The organism is Mycobacterium sp. 3-98, assembly GCF_035918355.1.
GTDB classification, from domain to species: Bacteria; Actinomycetota; Actinomycetes; order Mycobacteriales; family Mycobacteriaceae; genus Mycobacterium; species Mycobacterium intracellulare.
The window spans coordinates 4,925,408-4,942,177 of sequence record NZ_CP142360.1 but is presented as its reverse complement, the minus strand read 5'-3'; the positions used below and the strand labels follow the sequence as shown (position 1 = coordinate 4,942,177).

The window sequence follows — 16,770 nt, the reverse complement described above, 5'->3', positions numbered from 1 at the left end:
TTCAGGTCCGCACCGCGCGGACGAAGCTGATCGTGGCGGCGGGCGCCTGGTGCTCGGCTTCCCCCAAGTCCGGCAGGCCCGCCGCCGAAAACAGGTCGGAGAGCCGGAATTCGGTGGTCTCCCATCCGTTGGCCCGCAGATACGCGGCCACGTCGGTGTGCTCCCCCGGATAGGTCAACGCGGTGATGTCCAGGTCGAGCCCCTGCCGTCGCCACCCCTCGGCCATGAGCCGGGATTTCTCCAGCGCCTCCGGCGACGTGCCGGCCACGGCCCCGAAATCGGCGGCGAACCGGCTGCCCTCGCTGGACAGCGGAATGATGGCATCCAGCAGCCGCACCTCGGCGTCGGGCGGAAGGAATCCGATCAGCACTCCCTCGGCCAGCCACGCCGTCGGCTTGCTCGGGTCAAAGCCCGACGCCTGCAGGGCCGCCGGCCAATCCTCGCGCAGATCGACACCCACGGTGCGCAGCTCGGCGGTTGGGGCCGCGCCGATCTCGGCCAGCGTGGCGGTCTTGAACGCGATCACCTCCGGCTGATCGATCTCGTACACCGTGGTCCCCGCGGGCCACGGCAGCCGGTAGGCGCGGGAATCCAGCCCCGACGCCACGATCACGACCTGGCGCAGGCCGGCCTGCCCGGCCGCGGCGAAATAGTCGTCGTAAAACAGCGCCCGGGCGGCGAAGGTGTCGACGAACCGCGAAAACCCGACCCCCTCTTCGATGTCGGAGGAATCGAGTTCGCCGGTCGCCAGCTTGGTGAACAGGTCCAGGCCGGCGGCGCGCACCAGCGGCTCGGCGAATTCATCGGTGATGACCGGTTGCGGCCGCCTGGTGGCGGCCGCCCGGGCCGCGGCCACCATGGTGGCGGTGGCGCCCACGCTGTTGGCCAGGTCCCAGGTGTCGCCCTCGCTTCGTGCCATGGCTGCTCCTTCGATGTGTGGCCCAACCACGGTATGCCCGATCGGTCGCCTACGGTCTCGGTATGCCTTCAGTGAACCTGGAAACCCTCGAGGACAACATCGCCTGCATCACCCTGAACCGGCCCGAACGCCTCAACGCGATCGATGGGTCGTTGATCGACGGCGTCGACGACGCGTTGGACGCGCTCAGCGCGGGCGAGTTCAGGGTGGCGATCCTGACGGGTGCCGGGCGGGGATTTTGCGCCGGTGCGGATTTGAGCGGCACCGGGCAGCCGTGGACGCAGAACAAGCCGACCACCCCGGCGTTCAAGGTCACCTACGACACTCAGGTCCGGCTGGCCAACCTGTACACCCGGATCTACGAGCTGGACATCCCGGTGATCGCGGCGGTCAACGGTGTCGCCGTCGGGGGCGGCCTGGCGTTCACGTTGGTCAGCGACATCCGGGTCGCCTCGGATCAGGCCCGGTTCGGTTCGGTGTTCATCAAGGCCGGCTTCTCGTCGATGGACATGGGCACCAGCTACCTGCTGCCGAAGATCGTCGGCGCCGGCGTGGCACGCGAACTCATGCTCACCGGCCGCATCATCGACGCGGCCGAGGCCTATCGCATCAAGCTGGTGCATGAGGTGGTCGCGCCCGACGACCTGATGCCCGCCGCGCTGAGGCTAGCCCGCTCGATCGCCGAGAACAACGCTTATGGCGTGTGGCAGACCAAGATTGGGCTCAATGCCGCGCTGGACGCGCCCAGCCTCCGCCATGCCATCGAGATCGAGAACCGCACCCAGGTCCTCAGCGGTTTCACCAACAACCCGGTTGAGGCCGCCAAGGCTCACCAGGAGAAGCGCGCGCCCAGGTGGGATCCGCTGTGACGAGATAGCGCCCGGCTTGCGCCGCGCTTGCGACCGCCGCTTGCCCGATGGCGGCGGCCCGCTGCGCCCGGCTTGCGACCGCCGCTTGCCCGATGGCGGCGGCCCGCTGCGCCCGGCTTGCGCCGCGCTTGCGACCACCGCTAAAGCTTCGCGATTACGTTCTCGGCGAACATCTCCAGGTTGCGGATCTTGTTCTCCAGCGGCTCGGTGTCCTTGCCCTTGATATAGGGGATGCGGAAACCGACGATGACGTCGGTGACGCCCTTGTCCTCGAGCCGCTTGATGCCGTCGGGGGTGTAGGCGTCGGCGGAGATGACGTGGATCTCGAAAGGCCCGGTCTTGCCGGCTTCTTCGCGGAAACGCTTGAGCTTGGCGAGCAGCTGGTCGAGTTCTTCGGGGTCACCGCCGCCGTGCATCCAGCCGTCCAGGCGGGCCGCGCGCCGCAGCGCCGCGTCGGCGTGACCGCCGATCAGGATCGGGACGGGCTTGGTGGGCGCGGGCGTCATCTTGGTCTTGGGAATGTCGTAGAACTCGCCGTGAAATTCGAAGTACTCACCGGAGGTGAGACCCTGGATGATCTCGATGCATTCGTCCATCCGCTTGCCGCGCTTGGCGAACGGGACTCCCAGCAGTTCGTAGTCCTCGGGCCACGGGCTGGTGCCCACACCGAAACCCACCCGATTGTCGGTCATCGCGGCGAGCGACCCAATTTGCTTGGCCACCAACGCCGGTGGCCGGATGGGCAGCTTGAGGACGAAGAAATTGAACCGCAGCTTCGAGGTGACCGCCCCCAATGCCGATGTCAGCACGAAGGTTTCGATGAACTCCTTACCGTCCAGGAACTCGCGGTTGCCGTCCGGGGTGTAGGGGTACTTCGAGTCGGATTCGAACGGGTAGGCGATGCTGTCGGCGATCGTCATGGCGTCGTAGCCGGCCGCCTCGGCCGCCTTGGCCAGCGGGACGTAGAACCGAAAGTCAGTCATCGCCTCTGCGTAGGTAAACCGCACGTCATCTGCCTTCCTGAAGGGGTCGTCCCACGACATTAGAACGTGTTCTAGTTTCAGCACAACCGCCAGATGGGTGTGGCTAGAACTGGTTGGAACGATTCAGAGCTGGTTCTCGGGGCCGATGACCGCCCACACCGTCTTGCCGGACCCCGTCGGCGTGCTGCCCCACGTGCGGGACAACGCGTCGACGATCGCCAGGCCGGAGACGTCGATGCCCTTCGCTGGAGACGGAAGCCGCACGGCGGGCGTGTTGCTGGCATCGGAGACCGCGATGGTCGCCGTCGTGCCCTGCGCCTCGAGCCGCATCACCGGGACGCCGGCGGTGTGTTCCAGCACGTTCTCCACGAACACGTTGACGACCACCAACGCGACGGGGATGAGCTTGGCCTGCGACCACGTGGTGAGCCACTCGCGGACCAGCCGCCGCGACTCGCGCAGGCTGGTCAGGTCGGCGGGCAGCTGCGCGTCGGCGCGCCGCACGGCACGACGGCCGTTCTGCCCGAGCGACTTCATCGCCGCCTTCTGGCTCGAATACACCGGCATGAAGTGCGCGATCCCGCTGCGCGTAATCGCCTCGCGGGTCGCCCGATTGCTGCAGACGAAGACGATCGGAACGTGGGCCGCGCTGCCGATCTGCCAGTAGGCGCCCATAAAGGTCGACCATGCCGGTTCGGCGTTCAGCTTGAGGCCGGAGACGTCGAGGATGACGGCGGAAGCCGCGTCGGATGTCGCCTTGATGAGGCGGTCGCGCAGTGCGGTGGAATTGGCGGCGTCAAGCACGCCGTCGACGGTCAGAACGGCGATCGAATCATCCGTCCGCGTCGCGACGGCCAGTGAGCTGGCCGACTCAGCCACCGGGCTCATCCCAGCTCGATCGGGACGTCCGGTTTCATTTCCCGCTCCTTGTGTGTTCTGCCGGGCCGACTGCTTGAGTATCCGCCCTCAGCGGCAAAAGTCTAGTTCGCGGCGAGCCCGCTTCGATGCACCGAAAAGCGGCAGGCCGCGATCCCGATCCCCCCGGACTCATGCCGCAGCCCCGCATCGAATGAATCATGCGCCCCCCTCCGTGCCCGTCGCGGCGTCGATCCGCACCGCCCCGCACGCACAATGGAGTTCATTGCCCAACACGCGCTGTTCCACGGGATTACCACATAGGGCTTGCGGCCAAACTTTCTGGTATGGCCTGAAAACAGGTCGTTTCCTGCAGAAATGCGCTGGCCTCCGTCAGCAGCCGCGGTGCCCGTTCACCCAATGCTCAGCGCGTAGGGGGGAGCGCCCACGCCCGCAACCGAGTGCGTGCCCCAGGGTGTCCGTTCGACGATGCGCGCCGGCGCACTGCGCTCACCCACCGTCAGCGTGGCCGTCCGCGCCTGCTTGAGGTCGTCGGACGGCGAACCGAACACGGTTCCCTGCCAGTGGTAGCGACCGTCGATCGGGTCCAGATGGCCGGTGAGCCGAACCCGTACCGGATGACGGCTTCCGGCGATCTCCAGCATGGCGGTGCCGTCGTAGGCGTCGTCGCCGGCCGGCGCGCTGGCCGAAAGGTCGAAGGCGGACGCCGCCGGTGGCGGCTCGATCGGTCGCAGCTGGGCGCGTTCGTTGAAGACATGCTGGCTGCTGGCGCGCACCTCGATGCGGCGGCTGCCGGTGCGCTGCATGAGCTTCAGGCACTCCACGATGTAGCGGGCTTGCGCGTCCGGGTCGGGACCGGTGATGAAGAAGTAGTTGGGGAACCCGCGCACCGCCACCCCGCAGAACGGCTCCATGCCGTCGTGCCAGGCCTCTCGGATGGGCAGCCCTCCCGCGCCGGTCAGCGTCTCGTCGGCGACGGGATCGGCGATCGAGAATCCGGTGCCGTAGACGATGGCGTCGACGCTGTGGTGGACACCATCGCCGGTGCGCACCCCCAACGGGGTCGCCGTCTCGACCGCCGACGAAGCGATCACCACCGACGGCCGCGACGCGCTCGGGCGGGTGTGGCGGCGCAGCCAGCGCGCGACGCGGGTAGACCACAGCGGCACCTCGGTGACCACACGGCGGGGTGCGCGGGCAAAGACGGTGACGGATGCCGCAGCTTCGACCAGCCGGCCGAGGTGGTAGCCGGCAGCGGCATCGGTGCCGATGACCGCGATGCGCTTGCCGGACGGGTCAAACGCCGGCTCCCACGCCGCCGAGTGAAACGACTCGCCGCGAAACTCGTCACGCCCGTCAAGGTGCGGCACCCACGGAACGTAGACGTCTTCACCCGCGGCGACGACGACATCGGCCCGCACGATCTCGCCACCGGCCGTGGTCAACAGCCAAGTGTCGGAGGCGTCGTCGAACCGCGACTGGAGGACGTCCTGGTCGGGCCGGTCGAGCAGGACCAGGTCGGTGAAACCGGCGCCCGACAACGCATCACAGGCGCTCTGACCGCCGACCCCCGCGCCGACAATGGCCGTGTGGCAACGTGATTCGCTGCCGGGACGCGAAGCCGTCACAGAAACCTGCTGCGCTTCCAGCCGCGGCGCGCGAAGCGGCCCATCAGGCCTACCTCGGTGAGAAACGCCGCCAGTGGAGCGAAGCCGGCGACCTGAACGTCACGGCGATGCGGGCTGGTGCGCGCGGTCTTTCGGGCCCGCTGCGGGTCGAGACCCGTTCGAGCATAAGGGACCGGGTTGCTGAACAGATAGTTGAAGAAGTAGCCGCCCAGCCCGTTGATGTTGGCCATGAACCAGCGGTTGAACCGAGGCATTTCGGCGACGCGTTTGCGCGCGCCGTCGCGCGCGAATTGGATGTGACGCGCCTCTTCGGTCACGTGAATGCGCATGAGCCGCTGAATGATTGGCTGCAGCTCGGGGTCGTCCATCATCTGTCGCTGCAGCGAGTCGAAGATCTCCTCGCCGATCAGGGCGGCCACCCACAGCATCGACCCGCGCTGAAACGCCAGCGGAAGCATGTTGATGATCATCCGGTGAAACAGCCGGGGGCGCACCGGTTTTGCGCCGACGCGCTCGATGGCCTTGCCGAACATGACCATGTGACGGGTCTCGTCGCCCAGTTCGGTCAGCTTGTAATGCGTCGAGTTACTGGTCGGGTCTTCGTGCAGGATCGTGCGCAGCAACGACTGGTTGAGCATGTTCTCGAACCAGATCCCGGCCGAGAGGGTGTTGACCAATTCCTGGCGGGAAAGCTCGATCTGCTGTTCGCGGGTCATCTCGTCCCACATCGGGGTGCCGTACAGCGACACCAACCGCGGCGGCAGATAGAACTTGTCCGGGTCGAGCGGAGCGTCCCAGTCGATGTCGACGACGGGCTCATAGGACTTTTTGACCGAGCCCTTCAGCAAGCGCTCGGAGAACTCTTCACGGCTCGGCCCACCTGGCTTCAGCGACGTGGTCATCCCTGGCGTCCCTCCATTGGGTGCTTAGACGGTACCCATGGTACTGGGTACTTCAGGTCCCGACTAGGTCTATTCGGTATCGATTCGGCAATGTGGTTGAGCAGCGACGCGAGTCAGGAGAGTTCATTGGGCCGGCACATCCACGTCATCGGCATTGGCGCCGGCGATCCCGACTATGTGACCGTGCAGGCGATCGAGGCGCTCAACGACACGCAGGTGTTTTTCGCGATGGACAAGGGCGACCAGAAAAGCGACCTGGTGGCGCTGCGCCGCGAGATCTGCGCCCGGTTCATCCGCGAACCGGGCTACCGGTTCGTCGAGTTGGCCGACCCCAGGCGCGCAGATCACGCCGAGTACCGCGACGCCGTCGCGGAGTGGCATGCCGCGCGCGCGCAGATCTGGGCCGACGCCATCTCGGCCGAGCTGGGTCCGCACGGCGTCGGCGCATTCTTGGCCTGGGGCGACCCGTCGCTCTACGACAGCACCCTGCGCATCCTCGACGCTGTTGCCGCGCAGGTCGATTTCACGTTCGACGTGATCCCCGGCATCACCGCCGTCCAGGCGCTGACCGCCCGGCATCGCATCCCGCTCAACGGGGTCGGCGAACCCGTCCTGATCACCACCGGCCGGCAGCTGCGCGCGCACGGATTGGCCGGCGATGCGGTCGTGATGCTCGACGGGGACTGCTCGTTCAACACGTGCCAGCCTAAGACCCGCATCTGGTGGGGCGCCTACCTGGGCACCGACGACGAACTGCTCATCGCCGGCACGGTCGGCGAGGTGGGACCCCGCATCGTTTCGCAGCGGGCCGAGGCGCGCGCCCGGCACGGCTGGATCATGGACACCTATTTGCTCCGACCGGCAGACTGAAACCGTGCCCGAACTGCCCGAGATCGAAGCGCTGGCCGATCATCTACGGCGCAACGCCGTGGGCCTGACGGTCGGCCGCGTCGACATCGCCGCCCTGTCCGTCCTGAAGACCTTCGACCCGCCGATCAGCGCGCTGCACGGCCAGACCGTGGTCGGGGCCGACCGCTGGGGCAAATACCTGGGGCTGCGGACGGACGACCTTTACCTGGTCGCCCACTTGTCCCGGGCGGGCTGGTTGCGGTGGTCCGACAAGCTGGCCGCGGCGCCGCTGCGCCCCGGCAAGGGCCCGATCGCGCTGCGCGTGCACCTGGGCACGCCCGGTGAGGCGCCCGGCTTCGACCTCACCGAGGCCGGCACCCAGAAGCGGGTGGCGGTGTGGCTGGTAAGCGACCCGCAGCAGATCCCACAGATCGCCTCGCTCGGGCCGGACGCGCTGGACCTCGGCCCCGACGACCTGGCCCGCGTTCTGGCGGGCAACACCGGGCGGATCAAAACCGTCATCACCGACCAGAAGGTGATCGCCGGCATCGGCAACGCCTACAGCGACGAGATCTTGCACGTCGCGAAGATCTCGCCGTTCGCCACCGCCGGCAAGCTGTCCGAGAAGCAGCTCGCCGCATTGCACGACGCCATGATCACCGTGCTCACCGACGCGGTGAGCCGCTCCGTCGGCCAGGGCGCGGCCACGCTCAAGGGTGAGAAGCGCTCCGGATTGCGCGTGCACGCCCGCACGGGACTGCCCTGCCCGGTGTGCGGGGACACCGTGCGCGAAGTGTCATTCGCGGACAAGTCTTTTCAATATTGTCCGACGTGTCAGACCGGAGGCAAGGTCCTGGCCGACCGGCGGATGTCGCGTTTGCTGAAGTAGTCGCCCGTCCGGGACTTGACACCTGTCGATATGCTGCCCCGATGACTCGCCAGAAGATCCTCATCACCGGCGCCAGCTCCGGGCTGGGCGCCGGCATGGCGCGCGCCTTCGCCGCCAAGGGCCGCGACCTCGCCCTGTGCGCGCGTCGCACCGACCGGCTCGAGGAGCTCAAAGCCGAGCTGGCGCAGAAGTATCCGGGCGTCACGATCGCCGTCGCCGCGCTGGACGTCAACGACCACGAGGCCGTCCCCAAAGTGTTTGCCGAACTCAGCGACGAGCTGGGCGGCATCGACCGCATCATCGTCAACGCCGGCATCGGCAAGGGCGCCAAACTCGGCTCCGGCAAGCTGTGGGCCAACAAGGCGACCCTCGAGACCAACCTGGTGGCCGCGCTGGTGCAGATCGAGACCGCGCTGGAGATGTTCAACAAGACCGGTTCGGGCCACCTGGTGCTGATTTCGTCGGTGCTCGGCAACAAGGGCGTGCCGGGCGTCAAGGCCGCGTACGCGGCCAGCAAGGCCGGCCTGAGCTCGCTGGGCGAATCGTTGCGCGCCGAATACGCCAAGGGACCCGTCAAGGTGTCGGTCATCGAACCCGGCTACATCGAGTCGGAGATGACGGCCAAGTCGAACAGCACAATGTTGATGGTGGACAACGAAACTGGCGTCAACGCGCTCGTCGCCGCGATGGAGCGGGAGCCCGGGCGGGCGGCGGTGCCGTGGTGGCCGTGGGCGCCGCTGGTGCAGTTGATGCGGGTGCTGCCGCCTCAGCTGACCAAGATGTTCGCCTGAGGACCGATCAGCTGGTCCGGCCTCGTTCGCTGCGGTAGCGGCGGACCAGGGCGTCGGTCGAGCTGTCCGATTGCGGCGCCGGGGAGGCGTCCGCGGTGAGCACCGGCAGCAGGGCTTTGGCCTGAGTTTTGCCCAGCTCCACGCCCCACTGGTCGAACGAGTCGATTCCCCAGATGACGCCCTCGGTGAAAACCTGATGCTCGTAGAGCGCGATCAGCTGGCCCAGCACCGACGGGGTGAGCCGGTCGGCCAGGATCGAGGTCGACGGCCGGTTCCCCGGCATCACCTTGTGCGGCACGATATCGGCGGGCGTGCCTTCGGCGGCGATCTCCTCGGCGGTCTTGCCGAAGGCCAGCACCTGGGTCTGCGCGAAGAAGTTGCTCATCAACAGGTCGTGCATGCTGCCGTCGCCCTCGGCGGTGGGCAGGTCGTCGATGGGTTGGCTGAAACCGATGAAGTCGGCCGGCACCAACCGGGTGCCCTGATGCAGCAACTGATAGAAAGCGTGCTGGCCGTTGGTTCCCGGTTCGCCCCAGAAGATTTCACCGGTGTCGGTGGTGACCGGGCTGCCGTCCGCGCGGGTCGACTTGCCGTTGGACTCCATGGTCAGCTGCTGCAGGTAGGCCGCGAACCGCGCCAAGTCGTTGGAGTACGGCAGCACCGCGCGCGACTGCGCGCCCATGAAGTTGGAATACCACAGGCCGATAAGGCCAAGTAGCACAGGAGCATTGGACTCCAGCGGGGCGGTCTTGAAATGCCGGTCGACGATGTGGAATCCGGACAGGAAGTCCGCGAACGCTTCCCGGCCGATGGCGGCCATCACCGATAGGCCGATCGCCGAATCCACCGAGTAGCGGCCGCCGACCCAATCCCAGAACCCGAACATATTGTCGGTGTTGATCCCGAAGTCGTCGACGAGGCGCTTGTTGGTGGAGACGGCCACAAAGTGCTGGGCCACCGCGGCGTCGCCGAGGGCGTCGGTGACCCAGCGGCGCGCTGCGGTGGCGTTGGTCAGGGTTTCCAGAGTCGAGAACGTCTTCGATGCCACAATGAAAAGCGTTGTGGCGGGGTCCAAGTCGGCCAGGGTGGCGATCAGGTCGGCGGGGTCGACGTTGGAGACGAAGCGCGCCGAGATGCCCGCATCCGCGTAGTGGCGCAGGGCCTGGTAGACCATCACCGGGCCGAGGTCCGATCCGCCGATGCCGATGTTGACCACGGTGCTGATCCGTTTGCCGGTCGCTCCGGTCCATTCACCGCTGCGCAACCGGTCGGTGAAGTCGCCCATCCGGTCCAGCACGGCATGCACGTCCTCGACGACGTTTTGACCGTCGACGGTCAGTTCGGCGTCCCGGGGTAGCCGCAGCGCGGTGTGCAGCACCGCCCGATCCTCCGAGGTGTTGATGTGGACACCGGCGAACATCTGGTCGCGGCGCTGTTCGAGGTTGGCGGTGCGGGCCAGATCGACCAAGAGCCGCAGCGTTTCTCGCGTGATCCGATGCTTGCTGTAGTCGATGTAGAGGTCGCCGACCGAGACGGTCAGCTCGCGGCCGCGATCGGGGTCCTCGTCGAAGAACTGGCGCAGATGGGTGGCGCCGATGCGTTCATGGTGCCTGCGCAGGGCGTCCCACGCCGGGGTGGCGGTGATGTCGGGGAGGGTGTGCAGGGACGTCATTGGCGTCGCTCCTCTTCATCGCTTCGCTCTGCATCGTCGCCGACGCGGGTCATTATGCTTCGACCCTATGGGCTCTGACGTGAAGGAGCCAGGTGTGGGGGCGAGCGCCGGGCTCAGTGACCGAGCCGGCCCCTGCCCAGCCGCAGCAACAGTATCGCCAGGTCCTTGCCGTCGGGGCCGAGCTCGCTGTAGCGCTCGATGACCTTCATCTCGCGGCTGTGGACAAGTCGCGTCCCGCCGGATGCCATCCGGGCCTTGCCGATCGCTTGTGATACCTCGGTGCGCCGTTTGACCGCGGCGAGGATCTCGGCGTCCAGCCGATCGATCTCGAGACGTAGGTCGTCGATGTCGGTGGCCCCTTGGGTCTCCACCGTCTCGATGTTCATCCCTGTTGCCTCCGCGCCTTCGTCGTGATGTGTGGGTTCTGGACTCATGCAGTATCGGGCCTCACTGAAGACGAGCCCCGGGCGCCGAAGGCGGGTCCGGGGCTCTGCGGAAGCAGTTAGACCACGGGCACCGCGGACCGGCACCCGTAGGGAAATCGGCGGCGCCACTCCGGGGTCGAGGAGCGTCGTCGACACTGCACATTGAGCACGAAATGAGTGTGCCATTAAAAACGGTGGGCGCGCAAAAAAACATGTTTAAGCTGCGCTTTTTGGACTTGGGTGCAATTACGGCACCGGCACGAGAACGGGGTCGAAGAATGCGTTCCGACACGCCCATTCTCCGGTGGCCCGCGGGGCGCGATCCAGGCCGGCCGAGCCACTAGCCTGGTTTGATGCCTGGGCGCTTTGTGTCACTGGGCGGCGGTAAGTTTGGACTGACATGAGTGTGCACGCAACAGATACCAAGCCGGCCTCGGAAGCCGATCAACTGCTCGAGGGGCTCAACCCGCAACAGCGCCAGGCGGTGGTGCACGAGGGCTCCCCGCTGCTGATCGTCGCCGGGGCGGGTTCGGGCAAGACCGCGGTGTTGACGCGTCGCATCGCCTACCTGATCGCGGCCCGCGGCGTGGGGGTCGGCCAGGTGCTGGCGATCACCTTCACCAACAAGGCCGCGGCCGAGATGCGGGAGCGGGTGGTGCGGCTGGTCGGTAACCGGGCCCGCGCCATGTGGGTGTCCACCTTTCACTCGACCTGCGTGCGCATCCTGCGCAACCAGGCGTCCCTGATCGAAGGCCTCAACTCCAACTTTTCGATCTACGACGCCGACGATTCGCGGCGGCTGTTGCAGATGATCGGGCGCGACATGGGCCTCGACATCAAGCGCTACTCGCCGCGGCTGTTGGCCAACGCCATCTCCAACCTGAAGAACGAGCTGATCGACCCCGCCGACGCGGTCTCCAAGCTGACCGACGATTCCGACGAGTTGTCGCGCACGGTGGCGAGCGTCTACGGCGAGTATCAGCGCCGGCTGCGGGCGGCGAACGCGCTGGACTTCGACGACCTGATCGGGGAAACCGTGGCGGTGTTGCGGGCTTTCCCGCAGATCGCCCAGCATTACCGGCGGCGGTTCCGGCATGTGCTCGTCGACGAGTACCAGGACACCAACCACGCACAGTACGTGCTGGTGCGGGAACTGGTGGGCCGCGGCGGCACAGAAGCACCGGCATCGTCCGACGATGTGCCGCCCGCCGAGTTGTGCGTGGTCGGCGACGCCGACCAGTCGATCTATGCGTTCCGCGGCGCCACCATCCGCAACATCGAGGACTTCGAACGCGACTACCCCGACGCGACAACCATTCTGCTGGAACAGAATTACCGGTCGACGCAGAACATTTTGTCGGCGGCCAACTCCGTGATCGCCCGCAATTCCGGGCGCCGGGACAAACGCCTGTGGACCGCCGAAGGCGCCGGCGAATTGATCGTCGGCTACGTCGCCGACAACGAGCACGACGAGGCAAGATTCGTCGCCGAGGAGATCGACGCGCTCGCCGACAAGGGCGAGATCACCTACAACGACGTCGCCGTCTTCTATCGCACCAACAACTCGTCGCGGTCGTTGGAAGAGGTCTTCATCCGCGCCGGGATTCCGTACAAAGTCGTTGGGGGAGTGCGGTTTTACGAGCGCAAGGAGATTCGCGACATTGTCGCCTATCTGCGGGTGCTGGACAACCCCGGGGATGCGGTCAGCATGCGGCGCATCCTCAATACCCCGCGACGGGGCATCGGAGATCGCGCCGAGGCCTGCGTGGCGGTGTACGCCGAGAACACCGGGGCCAGCTTCGCCGACGCACTCGTCGCCGCGGCCGAAGGCAAAGTGCCGATGCTGAATTCCCGCGCGGAGAAGGCGATCGCGGGTTTCGTCGAGCTTCTCGACGAGCTGCGCGGCCGCCTGGATGACGATCTCGGGGATCTCGTCGAGTCGGTGCTCGAACGCACCGGGTACCGCAGGGAGCTGGAATCCTCCAGCGATCCCCAGGAACTGGCGCGGTTGGACAACCTCAACGAACTCGTCAGTGTCGCACACGAATTCAGCACCGACCGGGCGAACGCCGACGCGCTGGACGAGTCGCTGCACACGCCCGAAGACGAGGACGTGCCGGATACCGGTGTGCTGGCGGAGTTCTTGGAAAGGGTGTCGCTGGTTTCCGACAGCGACGAAATCCCCGAGGACGGCGCCGGCATGGTCACGCTGATGACCCTGCACACCGCGAAAGGCCTCGAGTTTCCGGTGGTGTTCGTCACCGGGTGGGAGGACGGGATGTTCCCCCACATGCGGTCATTGGACGACCCGACCGAACTGTCCGAGGAGCGGCGGCTGGCCTACGTGGGCATCACCCGGGCCCGCCGGCGGCTGTACCTGAGCAGGGCCATCGTCCGCTCCTCCTGGGGGCAGCCCATGCTCAACCCGGAATCCCGTTTCTTGCGGGAGATTCCGCAAGAACTGATCGATTGGCGCCGCACCGCGCCGGCGCCGTCGTTCAGCGCGCCGGTGAGCGGCGCCGGACGATTCGGCCCGCCGCGCGCGGCGCCCACTCGTTCCGGGATGAGCAAACGACCGCTGCTGGTGCTCGAACCCGGCGACCGGGTGACCCACGACAAGTACGGCCTGGGACGGGTCGAAGAAGTTTCCGGCGTCGGCGAATCGGCGATGTCGCTGATCGACTTCGGCAGCTCGGGACGGGTCAAGCTGATGCACAACCACGCCCCGATCAGCAAGCTCTAATCGGGCGAGAATACAGCGCGTCGAACGTGCACCCTGGGCGAGAAATCGGCGAAATCTTCGCCGCCAGAACACGTTCGGCGAAGGTCAGGCGTCCAGCCAGCGTTTGGTTTGCGGCAGCATCACCAGCACCGCCGTGGAGATCGGCAACAGCGGCAGCAGGTGCACGACCCACGCCACACGGGCGCCGGCGATGAACACGCCGATATAGGTGAGGAAAGCGACGAGCGCGCCGGCCAACAGGAGGTAGCGGCTGACCGGTCGGCGCTGCAGCAGCGCGATCACACCCGTCACCGTGGTGGCGCCGAACACCAGGGCGAGAAACGCCACCGCGATGCAGAACAGGCGATCGGTCCGCCACCAGCCGGCGATCAGATCGGTGGCCACCACCGACGTGGCCCATCCGCTGAGAATGCTGACCGCGCAGGCGGCGACAGCCGTGCAATCGCTGGGTTCCAGGGCCGGCACTCCGGCATAACCCGTCCGTCCCGCACGCGGGCCGCCCCGGGACGTCGGGGTCGGTGGAACGAATTGACTAGTAGGGGAGTCCGGCGTGGTGGGGATCGGTCCGGTCGGCGCGCGGCGGATGATCCGCGTCCGTGAATCGGAGGGAGATGAGGGCTCCGCAGTGGGCTCGGACGGAGGCGGACCGGAAGGTTGTTCGTTCGGCGCGGTCACCTCAACCAGCGTAGTTGCCGACCATAAGGCCACGCTTAGCCAGCCACGGCACCGGATCGATCCGCTCGGTGCCGCCCTGCAGGACCTCGAAATGCAGGTGTGGGCCGGTCGAATTGCCCCGGTTGCCCATGGTGGCGATTTGATCGCCGGCCATCACGCGCTCGCCGACGCTGACGAGGGCGGTGTTGATGTGACCGTAGAGCGTGACCGTGCCGTCGGCGTGCCGCAGCTTGACCAGCATCCCGTAGCCGCCGGCCGGTCCGGCTTCGATGACGACGCCGTCGGACACGGCCAGGATCGGCGTGCCGATCGAGTTGGCCAGGTCGATGCCGGCGTGCAGCACGCCCCACCGGTAACCGAAGTTGGAGGTGAAGATGCCTTTTGTCGGCATTACGTAGAGCGGTTGCTGCAAGCGCGCCTCACGCTCCGCGCGGTCGTTGGCGAAGGCCACACCCCGGGCGAGTTCCTGGTTGTGCAGCGCCGCGGTGGCCGCGGGCTCCACCGCGATCACCTGGGGGCCTCGGACGGTGTTGCTGCCCGACCCGCCGGTGAGCGCGGACGCGTTGGCGGTCAGCACCGCCTCGGTCTTGGGGGTGTCGGCGTGGCTGGTGGCCGTGTGGGCGGCCGCGGCGGCGGCGCCGGCGGCCATCGCCGAGATCAGCAGGCGACCGCGGGCCGCGCTGGTGGGTTGCTTGCGGTGCTGTCCTCCGCGGCGGGCGGCGCCGACGACGTCGGTGGCGCGCGCGTGATCGATGCGGCGCTCGGTGTGGGGCTCGACGGGGACCCGCGGCAACACCTCGGTGGCGGGCGCGGCCAGCCACCGAGGCCTCAGGTCGTCGACCTCGTGGAGGTCGTCGAGCTCCGGCGCCAGCAGGACCTGCGCTTCGTTGTCGAACGTCGAGTCGTTGCTGAAGTCCAGTCCGGCGTGATCGCCGACGTCGTCATAGGAATCGCTGAAATCAAGGTCATCGAAGTCGAAGCCGTCGAGCGGAAGGATCTCCGTGACTTCGGTGCGATGGGGCTCCGTCGACCGGGCGCCTGCGGCGCGACTCACCCTCAAGATGCCTGTTGTTACGGCAGCGGGCGTGGCAAAACGGTGCTGGGGCAACCTGAAATGTCCTCGTATCGTGACCATAACGTTATCTGGACCCTAGGAAGGTATCCGCTGACGCGCGGGACTGGCAACCTCGTCGCACAATCCGGCCGGAATTGTGATTTGGATCACGCGGGCCGTCTATCCATGTCCCGTGAGCTGTGCCACATCGGCGGACGCGGCGGTCAAAGCCATTTCGAGGGTGGATACAGTTCGTCCGTGCGAGTTGCCGGATGCGGCACCGCCCACCAAGAGGCCTAAAAGTTGAGTCGAGCGAAGACAGAGAGTCCATGGACCTTTTCGAGTATCAAGCAAAAGAATTGTTCGCCAAGCACAACGTACCGACTACGCCGGGACGCGTGACCGACACCGCCGAGGGCGCCCGCGAGATCGCCACCGAGATCGGCCGTCCGGTGATGGTCAAGGCGCAGGTGAAGGTCGGCGGGCGCGGCAAGGCCGGCGGCGTCAAGTACGCGGCGACGCCCGACGACGCCTACGAGCACGCCAAGAACATCCTCGGTCTCGACATCAAGGGACACGTCGTCAAGAAGCTGCTGGTCGCCGAGGCCAGCGACATCGCCGAGGAGTACTACATCTCCTTCCTGCTGGACCGCGCCAACCGCACCTACCTGGCCATGTGCTCGGTCGAGGGCGGCATGGAAATCGAGGAGGTCGCCGCGACCAAGCCCGAGCGGCTGGCCAAGGTCCCGGTGGACGCCGTCAAGGGCGTCGACCTGGCGACCGCGCGTTCCATCGCCGAGCAGGGCCACCTGCCCGCCGAGGTGCTGGACGCCGCCGCCGTCACCATCAACAAGCTGTGGGAGGTCTTCGTCGCCGAGGACGCCACGCTGGTCGAGGTCAACCCGCTGGTGCGCGACCCCAAAGACCAAATCCTGGCGCTGGACGGCAAGGTCACCCTCGATGCCAACGCCGACTTCCGTCAGCCCGGCCACGCCGAGTTCGAGGACCGCGACGCCACCGACCCGCTGGAGCTCAAGGCCAAGGAGCACGACCTCAACTACGTCAAGCTGGACGGCTCGGTCGGCATCATCGGAAACGGTGCGGGCCTGGTGATGTCCACGCTGGACGTCGTCGCCTACGCGGGCGAGAAGCACGGCGGGGTCAAGCCGGCCAACTTCCTGGACATCGGTGGTGGCGCGTCGGCCGAGGTGATGGCCGCCGGCCTGGACGTCATCCTGAACGACAAGCAGGTCAAGAGCGTCTTCGTGAACGTGTTCGGTGGCATCACCTCCTGCGACGCCGTCGCCAACGGGATCGTGACCGCGCTGAACATGCTCGGCGACGAGGCGAACAAGCCGCTCGTGGTCCGGCTCGACGGCAACAACGTCGACGAAGGCCGGCGCATCCTGGCCCAAGCCAACCACCCGCTGGTGATCCAGGCCGAGACCATGGACGCCGGTGCCGACAAAGCCGCCGAGCTGGCGAACAAGTAAGG

At 66.9% G+C, this 16,770-nt stretch carries 15 protein-coding genes and 1 pseudogene; 7 read left to right on the top strand and 9 right to left on the bottom strand.

The window, feature by feature from the left end:
* Position 1: 1 nt before the first annotated feature.
* Complete coding sequence (locus tag QGN30_RS23060) at positions 2–919, bottom strand: SAM-dependent methyltransferase (protein WP_009953053.1); 918 nt, start codon at positions 917–919, stop codon at positions 2–4.
* Between the two features lie 62 nt (positions 920–981).
* On the opposite strand from QGN30_RS23060, the gene QGN30_RS23055 reads away from it, so the two are divergent.
* A complete protein-coding gene (locus tag QGN30_RS23055; RefSeq protein WP_416366869.1) occupies positions 982–1,788 on the top strand; it encodes an enoyl-CoA hydratase/isomerase family protein in 807 nt (268 codons plus the stop codon).
* A 140-nt stretch (positions 1,789–1,928) separates the two neighbouring features.
* On the opposite strand, the gene QGN30_RS23050 is transcribed toward QGN30_RS23055, so the two are convergent.
* The 4 genes from QGN30_RS23050 to QGN30_RS23035 all read right to left on the bottom strand — a co-directional run bounded on the left by QGN30_RS23050 (position 1,929) and on the right by QGN30_RS23035 (position 6,177).
* The gene (locus QGN30_RS23050) at positions 1,929–2,795 is read right to left on the bottom strand and encodes an LLM class flavin-dependent oxidoreductase (RefSeq protein WP_009953055.1); all 867 of its coding nucleotides are present in this window, start codon (positions 2,793–2,795) and stop codon (positions 1,929–1,931) included.
* A 99-nt stretch (positions 2,796–2,894) separates the two neighbouring features.
* A complete protein-coding gene (locus QGN30_RS23045; protein ID WP_008253988.1) occupies positions 2,895–3,659 on the bottom strand; it encodes an STAS domain-containing protein in 765 nt (254 codons plus the stop codon).
* 380 nt (positions 3,660–4,039) lie between these two features.
* Complete coding sequence (locus QGN30_RS23040; RefSeq protein WP_225331987.1) at positions 4,040–5,017, bottom strand: DUF4873 domain-containing protein; 978 nt, start codon at positions 5,015–5,017, stop codon at positions 4,040–4,042.
* 254 nt (positions 5,018–5,271) lie between these two features.
* Positions 5,272–6,177, bottom strand: coding sequence for an AurF N-oxygenase family protein (locus tag QGN30_RS23035; RefSeq protein ID WP_009953057.1), 906 nt, complete (start codon positions 6,175–6,177; stop codon positions 5,272–5,274).
* A gap of 126 nt (positions 6,178–6,303) precedes the next feature.
* Here QGN30_RS23035 and cobF point away from each other — a divergent pair, with 126 nt between their 5' ends.
* The 4 genes and pseudogenes from cobF to QGN30_RS23015 all read left to right on the top strand — a co-directional run bounded on the left by cobF (position 6,304) and on the right by QGN30_RS23015 (position 8,706).
* Positions 6,304–7,047, top strand: a complete 744-nt coding sequence (cobF, locus tag QGN30_RS23030; protein ID WP_029384271.1) for a precorrin-6A synthase (deacetylating) — start codon at positions 6,304–6,306, stop codon at positions 7,045–7,047.
* A 4-nt stretch (positions 7,048–7,051) separates the two neighbouring features.
* Positions 7,052–7,246, top strand: a pseudogene (locus tag QGN30_RS23025) (DNA-formamidopyrimidine glycosylase family protein); the annotation flags it as partial.
* Positions 7,247–7,447: 201 nt separating this feature from the next.
* A complete protein-coding gene (locus QGN30_RS23020; protein ID WP_225324821.1) occupies positions 7,448–7,915 on the top strand; it encodes a zinc finger domain-containing protein in 468 nt (155 codons plus the stop codon).
* A gap of 41 nt (positions 7,916–7,956) precedes the next feature.
* Positions 7,957–8,706: an SDR family oxidoreductase gene (locus QGN30_RS23015; RefSeq protein ID WP_038535137.1), complete on the top strand. Its 750-nt coding sequence runs from the start codon at positions 7,957–7,959 to the stop codon at positions 8,704–8,706.
* 7 nt (positions 8,707–8,713) lie between these two features.
* Here the strand turns inward: QGN30_RS23015 and pgi are convergent, their stop codons facing one another.
* A complete protein-coding gene (gene pgi / locus QGN30_RS23010) occupies positions 8,714–10,378 on the bottom strand; it encodes a glucose-6-phosphate isomerase (RefSeq protein ID WP_014381885.1) in 1,665 nt (554 codons plus the stop codon).
* A 113-nt stretch (positions 10,379–10,491) separates the two neighbouring features.
* Positions 10,492–10,812 carry a chorismate mutase gene (locus tag QGN30_RS23005; RefSeq protein WP_080587981.1) on the bottom strand — a complete coding sequence of 107 codons (321 nt, stop codon included), beginning with the start codon at positions 10,810–10,812 and terminating at the stop codon, positions 10,492–10,494.
* Between the two features lie 391 nt (positions 10,813–11,203).
* On the opposite strand from QGN30_RS23005, the gene pcrA reads away from it, so the two are divergent.
* Positions 11,204–13,546 carry a DNA helicase PcrA gene (gene pcrA / locus QGN30_RS23000; protein ID WP_008254003.1) on the top strand — a complete coding sequence of 781 codons (2,343 nt, stop codon included), beginning with the start codon at positions 11,204–11,206 and terminating at the stop codon, positions 13,544–13,546.
* An 84-nt stretch (positions 13,547–13,630) separates the two neighbouring features.
* Here the strand turns inward: pcrA and QGN30_RS22995 are convergent, their stop codons facing one another.
* Both QGN30_RS22995 and QGN30_RS22990 read right to left on the bottom strand, forming a co-directional pair.
* On the bottom strand, positions 13,631–14,221 hold the full coding sequence (locus QGN30_RS22995; protein WP_198347158.1) for a hypothetical protein: 591 nt from the start codon (positions 14,219–14,221) through the stop codon (positions 13,631–13,633).
* A gap of 1 nt (position 14,222) precedes the next feature.
* A complete protein-coding gene (locus QGN30_RS22990) occupies positions 14,223–15,275 on the bottom strand; it encodes a M23 family metallopeptidase (protein WP_038535141.1) in 1,053 nt (350 codons plus the stop codon).
* Positions 15,276–15,604: 329 nt separating this feature from the next.
* Here QGN30_RS22990 and sucC point away from each other — a divergent pair, with 329 nt between their 5' ends.
* The gene (sucC, locus tag QGN30_RS22985; RefSeq protein ID WP_009957827.1) at positions 15,605–16,768 is read left to right on the top strand and encodes an ADP-forming succinate--CoA ligase subunit beta; all 1,164 of its coding nucleotides are present in this window, start codon (positions 15,605–15,607) and stop codon (positions 16,766–16,768) included.
* The last annotated feature ends 2 nt before the right edge of the window (positions 16,769–16,770 follow it).

Excerpts from the sequence above, each read along its gene's own strand:
- pgi (WP_014381885.1), bottom strand. The coding sequence starts at position 10,378 with ATGACGTCCCTGCACACCCTCCCCGACATCACCGCCACCCCGGCGTGG.
- QGN30_RS23005 (WP_080587981.1), bottom strand. The coding sequence starts at position 10,812 with ATGAGTCCAGAACCCACACATCACGACGAAGGCGCGGAGGCAACAGGG.
- QGN30_RS23035 (WP_009953057.1), bottom strand. The coding sequence starts at position 6,177 with ATGACCACGTCGCTGAAGCCAGGTGGGCCGAGCCGTGAAGAGTTCTCC.
- QGN30_RS23015 (WP_038535137.1), top strand. The coding sequence starts at position 7,957 with ATGACTCGCCAGAAGATCCTCATCACCGGCGCCAGCTCCGGGCTGGGC.
- pcrA (WP_008254003.1), top strand. The coding sequence starts at position 11,204 with ATGAGTGTGCACGCAACAGATACCAAGCCGGCCTCGGAAGCCGATCAA.
- QGN30_RS23060 (WP_009953053.1), bottom strand. The coding sequence starts at position 919 with ATGGCACGAAGCGAGGGCGACACCTGGGACCTGGCCAACAGCGTGGGC.
- QGN30_RS23055 (WP_416366869.1), top strand. The coding sequence starts at position 982 with ATGCCTTCAGTGAACCTGGAAACCCTCGAGGACAACATCGCCTGCATC.
- QGN30_RS23045 (WP_008253988.1), bottom strand. The coding sequence starts at position 3,659 with ATGAGCCCGGTGGCTGAGTCGGCCAGCTCACTGGCCGTCGCGACGCGG.
- sucC (WP_009957827.1), top strand. The coding sequence starts at position 15,605 with ATGGACCTTTTCGAGTATCAAGCAAAAGAATTGTTCGCCAAGCACAAC.